This window comes from Bordetella sp. MIP270_01_BMS, assembly GCF_054958705.1.
Genome location: NZ_CM143297.1, coordinates 3,877,021 through 3,892,680, shown reverse-complemented (window position 1 = coordinate 3,892,680; position 15,660 = coordinate 3,877,021). Strand labels below are relative to the sequence as shown.

13 protein-coding genes are annotated in these 15,660 nt (G+C 66.2%); 12 read left to right on the top strand and 1 reads right to left on the bottom strand.

Annotated elements, in window-relative coordinates; genetic code table 11:
- Positions 1–63: 63 nt before the first annotated feature.
- The gene (locus ACV17W_RS18245) at positions 64–2,085 is read right to left on the bottom strand and encodes a helix-turn-helix domain-containing protein (protein WP_462593767.1); all 2,022 of its coding nucleotides are present in this window, start codon (positions 2,083–2,085) and stop codon (positions 64–66) included.
- A gap of 138 nt (positions 2,086–2,223) precedes the next feature.
- On the opposite strand from ACV17W_RS18245, the gene ACV17W_RS18240 reads away from it, so the two are divergent.
- The 12 genes from ACV17W_RS18240 (at position 2,224) to ACV17W_RS18185 (ending at position 15,660) form a co-directional block, all read left to right on the top strand.
- Complete coding sequence (locus ACV17W_RS18240) at positions 2,224–3,021, top strand: SDR family oxidoreductase (RefSeq protein ID WP_462593766.1); 798 nt, start codon at positions 2,224–2,226, stop codon at positions 3,019–3,021.
- 55 nt (positions 3,022–3,076) lie between these two features.
- Positions 3,077–4,318 (top strand): branched-chain amino acid ABC transporter substrate-binding protein, encoded by a 1,242-nt coding sequence (locus ACV17W_RS18235; RefSeq protein ID WP_462593765.1) that lies wholly within the window; start codon positions 3,077–3,079, stop codon positions 4,316–4,318.
- 7 nt (positions 4,319–4,325) lie between these two features.
- Positions 4,326–5,267 (top strand): branched-chain amino acid ABC transporter permease, encoded by a 942-nt coding sequence (locus tag ACV17W_RS18230; RefSeq protein ID WP_462593764.1) that lies wholly within the window; start codon positions 4,326–4,328, stop codon positions 5,265–5,267.
- Between the two features lie 29 nt (positions 5,268–5,296).
- Positions 5,297–6,589: a branched-chain amino acid ABC transporter permease gene (locus ACV17W_RS18225; protein WP_462593763.1), complete on the top strand. Its 1,293-nt coding sequence runs from the start codon at positions 5,297–5,299 to the stop codon at positions 6,587–6,589.
- Positions 6,586–7,341: an ABC transporter ATP-binding protein gene (locus ACV17W_RS18220; RefSeq protein WP_462593762.1), complete on the top strand. Its 756-nt coding sequence runs from the start codon at positions 6,586–6,588 to the stop codon at positions 7,339–7,341. Before ACV17W_RS18225 ends, ACV17W_RS18220 begins: the two co-directional genes overlap by 4 nt.
- The gene (locus ACV17W_RS18215; protein ID WP_462593761.1) at positions 7,338–8,057 is read left to right on the top strand and encodes an ABC transporter ATP-binding protein; all 720 of its coding nucleotides are present in this window, start codon (positions 7,338–7,340) and stop codon (positions 8,055–8,057) included. The genes ACV17W_RS18220 and ACV17W_RS18215 overlap by 4 nt, the downstream gene beginning before the upstream one ends.
- A gap of 39 nt (positions 8,058–8,096) precedes the next feature.
- Complete coding sequence (kce, locus tag ACV17W_RS18210; protein ID WP_462593760.1) at positions 8,097–9,038, top strand: 3,5-dioxohexanoate:acetyl-CoA acetone transferase; 942 nt, start codon at positions 8,097–8,099, stop codon at positions 9,036–9,038.
- Between the two features lie 30 nt (positions 9,039–9,068).
- On the top strand, positions 9,069–9,968 hold the full coding sequence (locus tag ACV17W_RS18205) for an SDR family NAD(P)-dependent oxidoreductase (protein ID WP_462593759.1): 900 nt from the start codon (positions 9,069–9,071) through the stop codon (positions 9,966–9,968).
- A 541-nt stretch (positions 9,969–10,509) separates the two neighbouring features.
- On the top strand, positions 10,510–11,667 hold the full coding sequence (locus ACV17W_RS18200) for an acyl-CoA dehydrogenase family protein (protein ID WP_462593758.1): 1,158 nt from the start codon (positions 10,510–10,512) through the stop codon (positions 11,665–11,667).
- Positions 11,668–11,683: 16 nt separating this feature from the next.
- Complete coding sequence (locus tag ACV17W_RS18195) at positions 11,684–12,673, top strand: acyl-CoA dehydrogenase family protein (protein WP_462593757.1); 990 nt, start codon at positions 11,684–11,686, stop codon at positions 12,671–12,673.
- Between the two features lie 577 nt (positions 12,674–13,250).
- Positions 13,251–14,612, top strand: coding sequence for a cytochrome ubiquinol oxidase subunit I (locus tag ACV17W_RS18190; RefSeq protein ID WP_462593756.1), 1,362 nt, complete (start codon positions 13,251–13,253; stop codon positions 14,610–14,612).
- Positions 14,605–15,660: a cytochrome d ubiquinol oxidase subunit II gene (locus tag ACV17W_RS18185; protein WP_462593755.1), complete on the top strand. Its 1,056-nt coding sequence runs from the start codon at positions 14,605–14,607 to the stop codon at positions 15,658–15,660. Before ACV17W_RS18190 ends, ACV17W_RS18185 begins: the two co-directional genes overlap by 8 nt.

Genomic DNA, 15,660 nt, shown 5'->3' with positions numbered 1-15,660 from the left:
CGGCTTTCCCGGACGCTGCCCGCGCCAGCGCGGGCCTGGCGCCGCCGCTCATGGGCCGCGCGGCTATGTGTCCATGCCGCGCCGCGGCGGTGCCACGCCCACGTTCCAAAGGCGCAGCGCCATGTGCAATTCCAGCGCCCGGCCCGTATCCGCGATACTGCCGATCAGGGCCTCGGCCGTGGCCAGCCGCTGCCGCACGGTGTTCACATGTATACCCAGGCGCGCGGCGGTCGCCGTGGCGTTCTGGTTGAAATCGAAAAAGGCCAGCAGCGTGGGCGCAATTTCCGTACCGCGCTTGCCGTCATACTCGATGAGCGGACCTACGGTCGCATCCAGGAAGACCTGCAGGCTCGCCCTGTCCTGTGTTTCGAACAGGACCGAATACAGCGCCATTTCGTTCTGCCCCATGATGCGCGCACGCAGGCCCAGGCGCCCCACCACCGACAGCGCGCGCCGCAACGATGCATACAGGGCAGGCATCTCGGCAGCGTTAAGCACCGGACGCGACATCACGCCGCGATACGCGCCACCAAGCTCCCGCCGCGCGAATTCGCCGAACGAGTCCTGCAGGTGCCGGGCCCGGGCGGCGTTGCACACGAAGGCCAGCACGCCGTCCACGTCGTCGAGCACCAGGCCCGGCCACGCATAGCCGGCGCGCAGACGGCGCGCCACGAAGCCCGGGTCCAGCCGTTCAGGCTCTACCAGCATCAGGGCAAGAGGCTGGGCCAGATCCAGCGAGAACCGTTCGGCCCGATCGCGCGCCAGCGCGGGCTCGCCCTGGCGTGGGGAAAGCATCGACTGCAGGAAGGCGGAGGTGTCGCGGCTCTTGCTGGCTTCCATGCGCTCTTGAGACAGCAGCACGACACCGATCACGCTGGAGCTGCGCTCGAAGGTCCGTATGGAGATATCGCGCATCTGGTCGCGCCGGTACAGCAGCACCGCGCCGAGCAATCCGCCGCCCCCCACCACCGCAATGGCGCGGCAGTATTCCCCCTCGCTTTCATAGGCGAGCGTCGAACGCCCGGCGCGGCGGCTCTCATTCAAGGCCTGGGTAAGCGCGGCACCATGCGGCCCATAGGGCTCGTAAGCGAGCGCCGCCGCCTCGGTATAGTCGGGCGCCGATGCCCGCGCAAGCGGGTGTCCTCCCTCATCCAGCACGACGATGCTGCCCTGAAGCAGCTGCGCGATGTCCTGGCACAGTTCACCCAGCGATGCTCCCCTGGCCAGCAGCGAGGTCAGCCGCTCGTGGGCTTCCACGGCGCTCTGCACATCGCGGGCATGTTGCTCCAGTTCGGCGCGCGCGCGGTCGGCCTTGTCCAGCGCGAACTGGGCATCTGCAAATGCCTTGGCGTTGTCGATGGCCACCGCGGCGTGCGTGGCCAGCGTACACAGTATGGAGATGTTCGACGCGCTGTGCGTGCGGTGATAGCGGTCGGCCACGAACAGCAGGCCGATGACGCTGTCGTCCCGGATCAGCGGGGCGCCCACCAGCGCCGACACGCCTTCGGCGCGGAAGATGTCATCCAGGGCGGCGTCATGAATGAATCGATTGTCGTGCAGGTAATCGGGCGTAGAGAATGGCAGGCGGGTGCTCATGACGATGCCGGCCACGCCCAGCTCGCGCTGAGCGGTCATTCTGCCGGTGCGCTCCACGATGGCGCCTTCAGAGACCACCACTTTGAATTCGCCCGCATCGGCGTCGTAGATCGTGAGCCAGCAAAGGTGCGCCCGCAGCAGGTCGCGCGCGCGCGTCACGATGGCTTTCAGCAGCTCTGGCAGATCCAGACGGCTGGCCAGGTCCTGGGCGGACTCGATCACGGCCATCATGCCGCGCTCGCGCTGCTCGTGCTGTTCGAGCCGGTTGCGCAGCGCCAGCGCCATGCGCCCCAGTTCGATAAGACTGCTCTTGCGCGCCAATCCGTGCGGCAGGGCCTCCAGCTGGGCCAGGCGGCCCGCAAAGTCCTCGGAGGGCGCATTGCCATGCAGCATGGCCAGCAGCTCGGCCGCCATGCCGTCGACGCCGGGGCCCGGGTCCGGGGCAGTCGCCGCGCTGAGAAGGCCGGCACCGTTCGAGGATTGAGGCATGTGGCACGGCCCAGCGTCGGGCCCGCGAGCAGTATGAGAACACCATATTAACAAGGCATTGCCCATGTGCATATCTGACATAGCCCTGCAAGCCTGTCTGGCCGACACTCACGCCATACCGTTCAAAGGAAGTCCAGCGTGCATACCAGTCTCCTCGATTCATTGCGGCCCGCCCCGGGTCTGCGCGTCCTGATCACGGCCGGCGCTTCGGGCCTGGGCGCCGCGATGGCGCGCGCCTTCCGGGCGGCGGGCTCCCGCGTCCACGTATGTGACATCGACAGCGCCGCGCTGGCCCGATTGGCCGAGGAACTGCCTGACATCACCACCACCACCGCCGACGCCGCGCTGGCCCAGGACGTGGACGCGGTGTTCGACGATGTCCGGAACGCCCTGGGCGGGCTCGACGTGCTGGTGAACAATGTAGGCATCGCCGGGCCTACCGGCGCCGTTGAAGCCATCCCGCGCGCAGACTGGGAACGCACCGTGGCGGTCAACCTCAACAGCCACTTCTACTTCGCCTGCCGCGCGGTGCCCCTGCTGAAAGACTCTCCCAGCAATCCTTGCCTGATCGCCATGAGCTCGGTGGCGGGCCGGCTGGGCTATGCGTTGCGAACCCCATACGCGTCCACCAAGTGGGCCGTGGTCGGCTTCATGAAGTCGCTCGCCATCGAGCTCGGGCCGCAGGGCGTACGCGTCAACGCCATTCTGCCCGGCACGGTCGAGGGCGAGCGCATGAGTGGCGTCATTGGCGCGCGCGCAGCCGCCAGCGGCGTATCCGTGGAATCCATGCGGCAAGAGTACCTGCGCAAGATTTCACTGCGCCGCATGGTCACCGCCGACGACATCGCTGCCACGGCCCTGTTTCTTTGTTCGCCGGCCGCGCGCAACATTACGGGCCAGGCGATCAGCGTGGACGGCAACATCGAATATCTATAACCATGCCGGCGCTTCGCCGGCTTGTTCCCACCGCAGAAAATCAAAGGAGACAACCATGCACAAACCCGAACTTGCCGTCATTGCCTTCGCACTGGCGTCGTGCTGCGCTCTGCCGGTCGCCGCGGCGCCAGTGAAGATCGGCCTGGTCGAAACCTTGTCGGGCCCCCAGGCTTCTTCGGGCCAGGCATACCGCACGGCGGTGCGCTATGTGGTCGACCAGATCAACGCCGATGGCGGATGGAACGGTGAACCGGTACAGCTGCTCGAGTACGACAACCAGGGAGGCCCGGCGGGAGCTGCCGACAAACTCAAGGCCGCGGCCGCCGACGGCGTACACATCGTCGTGCAGGGCGCCTCGTCGGCCATCGGTGGCCAGATCACCGAAGACATCCGCAAGCACAATCTGCGCAACCCCGGCAAAGAAATGGTCTATATCAACATGGGGGCAGAAGCGCTCGAACTCACCGGCGAAAAGTGCAATTTCTACCATTTCCGTTTCGCCGGCAATGCTCAGGTGCGCACCAAGGCGCTGGTGGCCGGCATGAAGAAGGCCGACGCGCTGGGATCGAAGGTCTATGCCATGAACCAGAACTACTCCTGGGGCCAGGACATGCAGCAGGCCGTTATCGACAACCAGCAATCCGGTGGCTATACCGTGGTCGAGAAGACCCTGCACGACGTCAACCGCATCCAGGATTTCGCGCCCTACGTGGCCAAGATCGCCGCTTCCGGGGCCGACACTGTCATTACGGGCAACTGGTCCAACGACCTTCTGCTGCTGATGAAAGCCTCCAAGGCGGCGGGGCTCAAGGCGCGATACGGCACGGTGTACCTCGACCAGCCCGGCAACCTGGCCAACGCAGGCGACCTGGCCGTGGGCAATTTCGTGGTGCACACTTTCAACGCCGAGGCGGGCGGCGCCGAGGCCGAGCAGTTCGTGAAAGACTATCAGGCCAAGACAGGGCACATGCCCGTGTTCATCGAGCCGCAAACCGTCTTCGGCATGAAAATGGTCGCCGACGCGCTCAAGCGCACGCCGCCCAGAAACGGCGCACTGGACGTGAATGCGCTTGCCCAGGCGCTGGAAACGGCGCGCATCCCCACACCGATGGGCGACATGAGCATGCGCGCGGCCGACCACCAGGCCCAACTGCCCATGGTGGTATCCGCGGTCACGCCCGACGCCCGCCACAAGGTCGACGGCACGGCACTCGGCTTCGCGCCGGTCATGTTGCTCACCGCCGAAGAAGCCTCCACCCCTGCCCAGGCCAACTGCCAGATGAAGCGCCCCAGCTGAGCCCGGCATGGATCAGATCGTCTACTCCCTGCTGAACGGCGTCATCTACGGATTGCTGCTGTTCATGGTGTCGGCCGGACTCACGCTGATATTCGGCATGATGGGCGTGCTGAACTTCGCGCATGCGTCGTTCTACATGCTGGGCGCCTATTTCGCCTATACGCTGCAAGGCGCCATCGGCTTCTGGCCTGCGGTGATCGCGTCCCCGCTGCTGGTGGGGCTGATCGGCGTGGTGGTCGAACGCTATTTCCTGCGGCGGGTACACCGCCATGGGCACGCCCATGAACTGCTCCTGACGTTCGGCCTTTCGTTCATCATCGCCGAGTGCATCAAGCTCTTCTACGGCAATTATCCCGTGGACTACCGCGTCCCCGCGTCGCTCGATTTTTCGGCCTTCAGTATCGGCGCCACGCAATATCCCGCGTACCGGTTGCTCATGGGCGGCATCGCCATCGCCATGTTCGTGCTCATCTACGTGATGCTGACACGCACGCGCGTCGGCATCGTGGTGCGATCGGCCATCCACCGGCCCAACATGGCCGAAGCGCTGGGCCACAACGTACCACTGGTGTTCATGGGCGTGTTCGGCACGGGCGCGGCGCTGGCGGGCCTGGCCGGCGCGGTCGCCGGCGCCTTCTACACCACGAACCCCAACATGGCGCTCGAACTCGGCGTGATCGTGTTCGTCGTGGTGGTCGTGGGGGGCCTGGGCTCGCTGGTGGGCGCCATGCTGGCGTCGCTGCTGATCGGCGTGCTCACCTCGCTGGCCGTCGCCGTCGACCGCAGCCTCGCCGATCTGTTCGCGCTGTTCGGCGCCGGGGATTGGGCCCGCGACGTCGGCGGACTGATGACACTCAACCTGTCGAGCCTCGCCGGCACCCTGCCCTTCGCCCTGATGCTGCTCATCCTGCTGGTGCGCCCCGGCGGGCTCATGGGTGAAAAAGGCTGACGCGACCGCCCCCCACAACGACCCACACCATGAACAAAACCATTGTCTATTGCATGGCAGGCATCGGAGTACTGGCGGCCCTGCCCCTGCTGCTGTCTCAGGGGCTGCTCAATGCCGCCAACCAGATGCTGATCGCGGCGCTGTTCGCCACCGCTTATAACCTGCTCTGCGGCCAGGCGGGCATGCTCTCGTTCGGCCATGCGGCGTACTTCGGCGTGGGCGCCTTCGCCACCGTCCATGCCATGAACGCCATTGGCGGGGCCGGCTTGCTGCCCACGCCCCTCATGCCCCTGGCGGGTGCGGCGGGCGGCCTGCTGTTCGGCGTCGTGGCAGGCTGGTTCGCCACGCAGCGCAGCGGCACGTACTTCGCCATGATCACCCTGGCCATCGCCGAACTGGTGCATTCGCTGGCGCCGCACCTCAAGGGCGTATTTGGTGGCGAGGCCGGCATCTCTACCATGCGCATGCCCGCCTGGGGGTTCGACTTCGGTTCCACTACCCAGGTGTACTACCTGACGCTGGCGTGGGTGCTGCTGGCCATGGCGCTGCTGTATCTCTACACACGCACGCCGCTCGGCAGGCTGACGCTGGGCCTGCGCGACAACAGCCACCGGCTCCGGTTCCTCGGATACAACGTGCACGGCCTGGGCACCGCCGCGTTCGCGATATCGGCCATGTTCTCGGGCATGGCGGGCGGCCTGCAGGTGCTGTCGAACGAGTCGGCCAACTACGTGGTGTTCGACGCTTCCCTGTCGGCCGCCGCGGTACTCAACACGTATATCGGCGGCGTCCAGGTGTTCCTGGGGCCGGCGCTTGGCGCTGCGCTGATGACCTTCTTCGGCTATGCCGTATCCGACCTGACCCGGTCCTGGCTGCTCTACCAGGGCGTCATATTCGTACTGGTCATGATGTTCATGCCCACCGGGCTGTCCGGGCTGGGGATCATCGCGGCGCGCCTGCGCGGCAGGCACCGCATGAGGCAGCTGCTTCCGCTCTTTGCCCTGGCGCTGGCCTGCGCGCTGCTGGTGGGCGCCGCCGCGGTGTTCGGCATCGAGTTGCTGCAGCGCCTTTTCTCGCAGGAATATCGCGGACTGATTCCCATGGACGCCGGCCAGCGGTGGCCGGACGTGATGCTGTTCGGGCGTGCGTGGCAACCGGGGTCGCTGCTGACCTGGGCCATCCCCATCCTGGGCTTCGGCACGGGCGCCCTGGCGTTCCTGCGCTGCCGCAAGCGGCTGGCCGCCTTGGCAGCCGGGTCCGTCGACTCAGGCACCCGCCCCGCAGCGCAAACGCCGCCCCATCGTCCCCAGGAGGCCGCATGAAGCCCGCCGTTCTGGCCCTCGAAGGCCTGCACAAATCGTTTGGCGCCACCGCCATCATCCGCGGTGTCGATCTGCAGGTACTCGACGGCGAACGTCACGCCCTGATCGGCCCGAACGGAGCCGGCAAGTCCACGCTGTTCCACCTGGTGTCCGGCCAACTGGCGCCCAGCGCGGGCGCCATCCGTTTCGAAGGCCGCGACATCGCCGGGCAGTCCCCGCAGGCCATCAACCGGCTCGGGCTGGCGCGCTCGTTCCAGATCACCAACATCTTCCCCAGGCTGAGCACCTACGAGAATGTGCGGCTTGCCGTCATGCGCGCGCACGGGCTGCAGTACAACTTCTGGAAGTTCATCGAGCGCGACAGGCGCATCCGCGAAGAAACCGACAGACTGCTTGAACTCGTGCGGCTGGCACCCAAGTCCGGTGCGGTCGCCGGCGAGATGGCGTACTCGGAACAGCGTTCGCTGGAAATCGCCATGACGCTGGCCTCCGACCCGCGGCTGATACTGCTGGACGAACCGATGGCGGGAATGTCCCACGATGAAACGCAGTACACCTCGCAACTGATCCGCGAGGTCTCCGCGGGGCGCACGCTGATGATCGTCGAACACGATATGGACGTCGTGTTTGCGCTCAGCGATCGCATCAGCGTACTGGTCTACGGGCAAGTCATCGCTACCGGCAGCCCCGACCAGATACGCTCGCATCCCGGCGTACGTGAAGCCTATCTGGGCGATGAGGTCAACGCATGAGCACCGCCGCCACACTGCTGCGGGTCGAAGACCTGCACGCGCACTATGGCAAGAGCCACGTGCTGCACGGGGTCAATCTGCAGGTGCACGCCAACGAAGTCGTCAGCCTGGTGGGCCGCAACGGCGCCGGGCGGTCCACCACGCTCAAGGCCATCATGGGGCTGCTGCCTCCCAGTTCGGGCCGCATCCGGCTGCGCGACCGCGACCTCGCGGGTGCCCGGCCGTACACCATCTGCCGCGCCGGCATCGCCTATGTGCCCGAAGAGCGCGAGGTGTTCGCCAATCTCACCGTTGACGAGAACCTGCGCATGGGCCTGCAACCTGCGGCCACGGGTGCGCATCGCTGGTCGATCGAGCAGATGTTCGACTATTTTCCGCGCCTGAAAGAGCGGCGCAACACCAAGGCCGGAAGCCTCTCTGGCGGCGAACAGCAGATGCTGACCATCTGCCGCTCGCTGCTGGGCAATCCGCTGGTATTGCTGATCGACGAGCCCACCGAAGGGCTGGCGCCTCGCGTCGTGGCCCAGGTCGGCGAATGCATCCAGGACATGCATCGCAAAGGCGTATCGGTCGTTCTGGTGGAGCAGAAACTCACCATTGCGCTGCGCGTTTCCACCCGGGTATGCGTCATGGGCCACGGCCGCATCGTTTTCGAAGGCAGCCCCCGGGAACTGACCGCCAACCCCGACCTGGTGTCTCAATGGCTGGCCGTCTGACCACGCCGGGCCCTCTTTCCAACTGACGGATCTACCAACGTGAACAATAGCCTGGACAAAGTCATTATTTCCTGCGCGGTCACCGGCTCGGTACATACGCCCAGCATGTCGCGCCACCTTGCCCTGACGCCCGACCAGATTGCCGAGCAGGCCATCGAGGCGGCGCAGGCCGGGGCGGCGATTCTGCATTTGCACGCGCGCGACCCGCGCGATGGGCGTCCCAGCGCCGACCCGGCCGTCTTCTCGCAGTTCGTGCCGCGCATCCGGGATGCGACCGATGCGGTCATCAACATCACCACCGGCGGCAGCACGCGCATGACACTCGAGGAAAGGCTGGCCTACCCATTGCAAGCCCAACCCGAAATGTGCTCGCTGAACATGGGGTCGATGAATTTCTCCATCCATCCTGCGGCGCGGCGCATCACGCACTGGCAGCATGAATGGGAAAGGCCCTACATCGAAGGCATGGAAGACCTGATCTTCCGCAATACCTTCCGAGACATCCGGCACATTCTCAAGGTGCTGGGCGAAGACTGCGGAACCCGTTTCGAATTCGAGTGCTACGACATGGGCCATTTGTACAACCTGGCGCATTTTGTCGACGAGGGCCTCATCCAGGGGCCGCTGTTCATCCAGAGCATATTCGGCATCCTGGGCGGCATGGGCCCCGACCCGGAAAACCTCGTGGCCATGAAAACCACCGCCGACCGCCTGTTCGGGCGCGATGGCTACCGCTTCTCGGTGCTGGGCGCCGGCCGCCACCAGATGCCGCTGGTGACCATGGGCGCCATCCTGGGTGGCAATGTGCGCGTTGGCCTCGAAGACAGCCTTTACTTGGGCAAGGGGCAGCCGGCGCGGTCGTGCGCCGAGCAGGTGGCGAAAATTCGACGTATTCTGGCCGAACTGTCGCTCGAAATCGCGACGCCTGCCGAAGCCCGCGCCATGCTGGGCCTGAAAGGCCGCGATGCCGTGGCATTCTGATCTGCAAACCCGATATTTACCGGAGTCCCCATGAAGAAGTGCTTGCAGGACCGCGTCGCCATTGTCACAGGGGCGGGCAGCGGTCTGGGCCGCGCGCATGCGCTGGAACTCGCGCGCCATGGCGCGCGCGTGGTCGTCAACGATGTCGCCGGGGCCCACGCCGGCTCGCCGGCCAGCCGGGTGGCCGACGAAATCACCCGCAACGGCGGCGTCGCAATCGCCGTCGCAGGCGATGTCACCGACTTCGACGCCATGCAGGCTCTGGCCGGCCGCGCGCTCGACGCTTGGCAGCGTATCGACATCCTGGTGAACAACGCCGGCATACTGCGAGACAAGAGCTTTGCCAAGATGTCGCTCGACGATTTCCGCGCCGTCATCGACGTGCATCTGATGGGCAGCGTGCACGGCGTGAAGGCGGTATGGGACACCATGCGTGCGCAGCGCTACGGGCGCATCGTGTTCACCACTTCATCATCGGGGCTGTACGGCAATTTCGGGCAGGCCAACTATGGCGCGGCAAAAATGGCCCTGGTCGGCCTGATGCAGACGCTGGCCCAGGAAGGCGCCAAGTACGACATCCGGGTGAACTGCCTGGCGCCCACGGCCGCTACCGCGATGACCGAAGGCGTGCTGTCGCCGCAGGCGCTCGAACGGCTAGCACCGGGCGCGGTCAGCCCTGCCCTGGTCGCCCTGGTCGGCGCGGACGCCCCCAACCGCCGGATCCTGCTGGCCGGCGCGGGCAGCGTCGAAAGCGCCCACATCACCATGACCCGCGGCATATTCGTGGGCACTGGTCCCGACGCGGCAGCCCAGATCCACGCGCGCCTCGAAGAAATCGTCGACCGCGAGGGGGAGATGGTTCCCGAAACCGGCTTCCAGCAGTGCCAGTTCGAATTGGCCAAGGCGGGCTACGACATGCCCTTGCCCTAGGCAAGCGCAGCGCCGTGGGTCCGACCGGAACGCCGGTGCGGCGGCTCGCGCCCGGCAAGGGCTGCGGGCGCGTCGCGCGCCCGGGCCGAGCGCCCTGTGCAAAAACCGCCTCCGGCACGCTCGTGGAATCACGGCACTGCCCAGTTGCACAGTGGCGGCAAGGGCCGCGCCCGGACGCGCAGGCGAAGCCGGCGAGCACGTTCGCACCGGCGCCGCGCCCGGGTTCTGCGACCGTCAACATAGGCTCCCGAGCCACAGCTCGCCGCGTATATGCCGGGGCTTCGATATACAGACACTATCAAAACCCAAATAAATAATATTGGACGATCGTGCCTTGCGGCACCTAATCTGCTGCTTCCCGCAAGCAGCCCCCCGTCTCGATGACCGCAGCGTACGTCCCCCAGACTTTTCCCGGCCCGGTGTGCGGGCGCGGGGCCAACGATTCCACTCGTCCGGCATGCTGCCTGCGGTGGGCCGCTGCTGCCGGCGCCGCAGGCATGCCTCTTTCCGTCAACGGCGGCTGCGCCAACAGGCTGTAAACGTGAACTCCTTGATCGACCGTTTTGAATGGGCAGAGCTGCCGGCTTCCGCAGAGTCCTTCCGCCATGAGGTCCGCGCCTTTCTGCAGGCCGAGATGCCCGCGCTGCCCGCCGAGCGGCGGGCGCGCTCATGGATGGGCTTCGACGCCGCATTCAGCCGCAAGCTGGCCGGGCGCGGTTGGGTGGGCGTGACCTTGCCCCGGGAATACGGTGGCGCCGAGATGGATGCATTCTCGCGCTTTGTGCTGGTCGAGGAATTGCTTTGCGCCGGCGCCCCCGTATCGGCCCACTGGATCGCCGACCGGCAGAGCGGCCCACTGATCGGCAAGTTCGGCAGCGAAGCGCAGCGCCATTTCTACCTGCCCCGCATCTGCCGTGGCGAGGCCTTCTTCTGCATCGGCATGAGTGAACCCAACTCGGGATCGGACCTGGCCAGCGTGGGTTCGCGCGCCCAGATGCGCGGCGATGGCGGCTGGACGCTGTCGGGGCGCAAAGTCTGGACGACCAACGCCCAGCATTGCCATTACATGATCGCGCTGGTTCGCACCTCCGGCACCGCGCAGGACCGCAACAAGGGGTTGTCGCAGTTCATCATCGACCTGTCGCTGCCCGGCGTCACGGTGCGCCCCATTACGGATCTGGCCGGCGACGCGCACTTTTCCGAGGTTTTCTTCGATGAAGTGCAATTACCTGCAGACGCGCTTGTCGGAAAGGAGGGCAGCGGCTGGGAGCAGGTCACCGCCGAATTGGCCTTCGAGCGCAGCGGACCCGAGCGCATCTATTCAAGCATCGTCCTGCTCGATCGCTGGATACAGTGGCTGCGCACGCGCGGCGATACGGCGCATACCCGGACGGTGGGGCGTCTTGCCACGCATCTTTCGGCGTTGCGCAACCTTTCGCTGTCAGTCACCGCGCGACTGGCGGCAGGTGAAAGCCCCGTGGTCGAAGCGGCACTGGTCAAAGAGCTCGGCACCACATTCGAACAGGAGATTCCTGTCCTCATTCAGGATGCGCTGGGCGCAGATCCGGCAGCGGACATCGACGACGAGTTGCTGCGCACTTGCGCGTACGTGAGTCAGATTAGCCCTACCTATACGCTGCGGGGCGGCACGCGCGAAATCCTGCGCGGCGTGATCGCCCGCGGCCTGGGCCTGCGGTAATGCACACGGAGCAACCATGTTCAGCGTAGCTTTCGAAGACCTGCTCCGGGGCCACTGCACGCCAGCGGCGGTGCGCGCCATTGATGCCGGCGGCGACCACCAACCCTTGTGGCGGGCGATCCAGCAATCCGGCTTTCTGGAACTTTTGGCGCCCGAAAGCGCGGGCGGAGCCGGGGCCGACCTGGCCGACGCCCTGCCTTTGCTGATGATGGTGGGCGCCTATGCGGTTCCGCTGCCCGTGGGGCAGGCCATGGCGCTGCGCGCCCTGCTGCCCGCGGGCCATGACCTGCCCGAAGGGCTTCCGACCTTCGCGCCGGCACTGGCCGAGGCGGACGCCGAAGTCGTGGCGCCCCGCGTGCCTTACGGCATGCAGGCCGGCCCCGTGCTTGCCGAATACAACGGTGCGCTCGTTTTGCTTGACGCCACCCAGGCCGAACGCCGTGGCTGCGGCCTGCACGCCGACACCACGGCCGATCTGCGCTGGGATGCAGCCGTCGTGCGCGCCGCTCACCGCCTGGGAGACGCGGGTGGCCGACCCGGGCGCCTGGCGGCCTGGAGCGCCGCACTGCACGCCGCGCTGCTGGCGGGCGCCATGTCGCGCTGCTTCGAACTCAGCCTGCAATACGGCAACGAACGCAGCCAATTCGGGCGCACGATAGGCAAGTTCCAGGCCGTCCAGCACCAGCTGGCGGTGATGGCCGAGCACGTGGCAGCGGCGCGCATCGCCACCGCCGCTGCGTTTCGGCGCGGGCTCACGCAGCCGGCCCTGTTGCCATCGGCTATCGCGAAGGCGCGCGCCAGCGAGGCCGCCACGCTGGCGGCGGCAACGGCGCACGCCGTGCATGGCGCCATCGGCGTCACCGAAGAGTACGATCTGCAGCTCTACACCCGCCGTCTGCACGCGTGGCGGCTGGCACATGGTTCGGAAAGCCATTGGCACAATGTCGTCGGCATGGCGCTGATGCAAAGCCAGTCTGACACGGCCGGCTTCATCCGCGCCCTCTGACGCACCACGGCCGCCGCGTGTCGCCTGAAGGTCGACGCGGCGGGCCCGTCCCCGCTGGAAGCGCTCCGATCCATGGGCAGGCCTGCCGCGCCGCGTACTGGTCCGCCCGGTTACGCCGACCCGGGCCGTCGCGTTGCCGCCGAACGCGAATCGATGCAGCACTGGACACTCGGCGGTCAATTAACATTAAATGTCACCAGCCTTGAGGTCCGACCACGCTGCGCCACGCCAGGCCGCACCAGCGCGGCCACCGGAAAGGCGGCGGAACGCTGTCGGTTCCGCGCACTCTGATGTGAATTTTTCATTGCGGGCGCGTTGCCTGTCTTATGGTTCCCGGTACGTAACGGAGCCGCGCTAGTTCTCTCAGCCCATCGCCGGCCCCTCTGCCTGACGGCCGCGTGCAGCGTGCGCGGTATTGCGTTTGTCCCGGGGTCAGCAAGGCTGGGTCACCGTCTGCCGCGGCCGACTACGAAACCATAAGAATGAACCCGATTGCTGACGCCCGACTCTACCGGCCACGGATCGCCGTCGCTGCGCGGCAGCCCGAGAACCGCAATAAAAAAGGAACACCACACGCATGGACCTGACGCCGCTCGTGCTCGCCCGCATCCAGTTCGCGGCCAACCTGACGTTCCACATCCTGTTTCCGGCCATCAACATCGCCCTGGCGTGGATCCTGCTCTTTTTCAAGATGCGATGGCGCGCCACCGGCGATAGCGCCTGGCTCGATGCATACCGGTTCTGGATCCGCGTATTCGCCCTGTCGTTCGCGCTGGGCGTCGTCTCGGGACTGACCATGAGCTTCCAGTTCGGCACCACCTTTCCGGGCTTCATGGAAAGGGCCGGCAACGTCGTGGGGCCGTTGATGGGCTACGAGGTCATGACGGCGTTCTTCCTTGAGGCCGGCTTCCTGGGCATCATGTTGTTCGGACGTGGCCGCGTGCCCGAAAAAGTCCATACCTTCTGCATGTTCCTGGTCGCATTCGGGGTCACCCTGTCGGCCTTCTGGATCCTGGTGGCCAATTCCTGGATGCAGACGCCAGCCGGGGCCGAGATGATAGACGGCAAGTTCTATCCCACTGACTGGATGCGGATCCTGTTCAATGCATCGCTGCCGCTGAGGTTCTGGCACATGCTGCTGGCGTCGGTGGTCACCGCGGCATTCGTGGTGCTGGGCGTGTCGGCCTGGCAGGCGCTGCGCCGGCCGCTGCACCCCGGTGAACGCAAGGCCTTCATGGTAGGTCTGGTCCTGGCGGCCGCCGTGATCCCCGTGCAGATGTTTGTGGGCGATACCGCGGGGCGCCTGGCCGCGCAGACGCAGCCCGCCAAAATCGCCGCCATCGAAGGGCTTTGGGAAACCCAGAAAGGCGCGGGCACAGTCCTGATCGGCTGGCCAGATGAGGCGACGCGCAGCAACAAGTGGGCCATCACCATCCCCTACGGGGCCAGCCTGCTCATTACCCACAGCCTCGACGGCGAGGTGAAGGGCCTGAACGATTTCCCGGACGCCCACCCGCCCGTCGCGCCCGTGTTCTTCAGCTTTCGCGTCATGGCCGGCGTCGGGGTGCTGATGATGCTGACATCCTGGGGCGGCTTGTGGTTGCTGCGCAAGCGGCGCTGGAATCCCGATGCGTTGCCGCGCTGGGCCTTGCGCGGCTTCGCCGCCATGACGTTCTCGGGCTGGGTCGCCACGGTTGCGGGGTGGTACACGGCAGAGATAGGCCGGCAGCCATGGGTGGTCTATGGCCATATCCGCAGCGCCGAAGTCGTTGCCGATGAAACCGCCGCGACCTTCGCCCTCTCCCTGTCCGGCTTCCTGCTGCTGTACGCATTCCTCCTGGTGTCGTACATAGGCACGTTGATATACCAGGCAAACAAGGGCGTCCCGCCCACGGGCAACACCGCCAACGCAGCGGCGGCAGGAGATCATCATGGATAGCTTGGCGACCTACTCCGGCGGACTGTCCGCCGGCGACCCCGCGTTCTGGCTTCCGCTGGTATTCCTGGGCATTCTGGGCTTCGCCATCCTGGCGTACGTACTGCTCGATGGCTTTGATCTCGGGGTAGGCATCCTGCTCAACAGCAAGATCGACGACGCCCACCGCACCACCATGCTGGCGTCCATCGGCACATTCTGGGACGCCAACGAAACCTGGCTGGTGCTGGGCATCGGCATTCTGCTGATGGCCTTTCCGTTCGCTTATGGCGGCATACTGCGCGAACTGTATTTTCCGGTTACCCTGATGCTGTTCGGGCTGATTTTTCGCGGCGTTGCGTTCGATTTCCGTGCCAAGGCGCCTCCCGGGCGGCGCATGCTATGGACGCGCCTGTTCTGCATCGGCTCGGTGATCGCCGCCTGGTCGCAGGGGTACATCCTGGGCGGCGTGGTCACCGGGCACAACCATGGCCTGGAATACCGCCTGTTCTCGGCCTTTGTCGGCGCCTGCGTGGTGGCCGGCTATGCGCAGCTGGGGGCCGCCTGGCTCATCATGAAAACCGAGGGCGAACTGCAGCGGCACGCCGTGCGTTGGGCGAGGCGCGCGTGGTGGGGCCTCGCGGCCGGCATCGTGGCGGTGTCGGTCGTCACGCCCCAGATGGATCCGCAGATATGGCAGCGCTGGACCAGCACGACGGGTCTTTATCTGGCCCCCTTGCCGCTGGCCACCGCAGCCTGCCTGCTGGGGCTGGCCGCCGTGCTGCGCACGCTGCCGCGCCCTCATGATCGCCTGTGCTGGCTGCCGTTCGCGCTTACCGCCGCCATCTTTGCGCTGGCCTTCCTGGGCCTGGCGGTCAGCCTGTTTCCGTGGCTGCTGATGGGCCGCATCACCCTATGGCAAGGCGCCGCGGCGCCCGGGTCGCTGAAGCTGGTGCTGATCGGCGCGTGCATCGTCCTTCCCGTGATCATCGCCTACAACGCCTATGCGTACCGCGTGTTCTGGGGCAAGACGGCCAGGTCGCTCAGCTACGACGGCCCTTCCACGTCATAA

Coding starts and splice junctions, on each gene's coding strand:
- ACV17W_RS18205 (WP_462593759.1), top strand. CDS start 9,069: ATGAAGAAGTGCTTGCAGGACCGCGTCGCCATTGTCACAGGGGCGGGC.
- ACV17W_RS18185 (WP_462593755.1), top strand. CDS start 14,605: ATGGATAGCTTGGCGACCTACTCCGGCGGACTGTCCGCCGGCGACCCC.
- ACV17W_RS18220 (WP_462593762.1), top strand. CDS start 6,586: ATGAAGCCCGCCGTTCTGGCCCTCGAAGGCCTGCACAAATCGTTTGGC.
- ACV17W_RS18235 (WP_462593765.1), top strand. CDS start 3,077: ATGCACAAACCCGAACTTGCCGTCATTGCCTTCGCACTGGCGTCGTGC.
- ACV17W_RS18195 (WP_462593757.1), top strand. CDS start 11,684: ATGTTCAGCGTAGCTTTCGAAGACCTGCTCCGGGGCCACTGCACGCCA.
- ACV17W_RS18190 (WP_462593756.1), top strand. CDS start 13,251: ATGGACCTGACGCCGCTCGTGCTCGCCCGCATCCAGTTCGCGGCCAAC.
- ACV17W_RS18245 (WP_462593767.1), bottom strand. CDS start 2,085: ATGCCTCAATCCTCGAACGGTGCCGGCCTTCTCAGCGCGGCGACTGCC.
- ACV17W_RS18225 (WP_462593763.1), top strand. CDS start 5,297: ATGAACAAAACCATTGTCTATTGCATGGCAGGCATCGGAGTACTGGCG.
- ACV17W_RS18230 (WP_462593764.1), top strand. CDS start 4,326: ATGGATCAGATCGTCTACTCCCTGCTGAACGGCGTCATCTACGGATTG.
- ACV17W_RS18215 (WP_462593761.1), top strand. CDS start 7,338: ATGAGCACCGCCGCCACACTGCTGCGGGTCGAAGACCTGCACGCGCAC.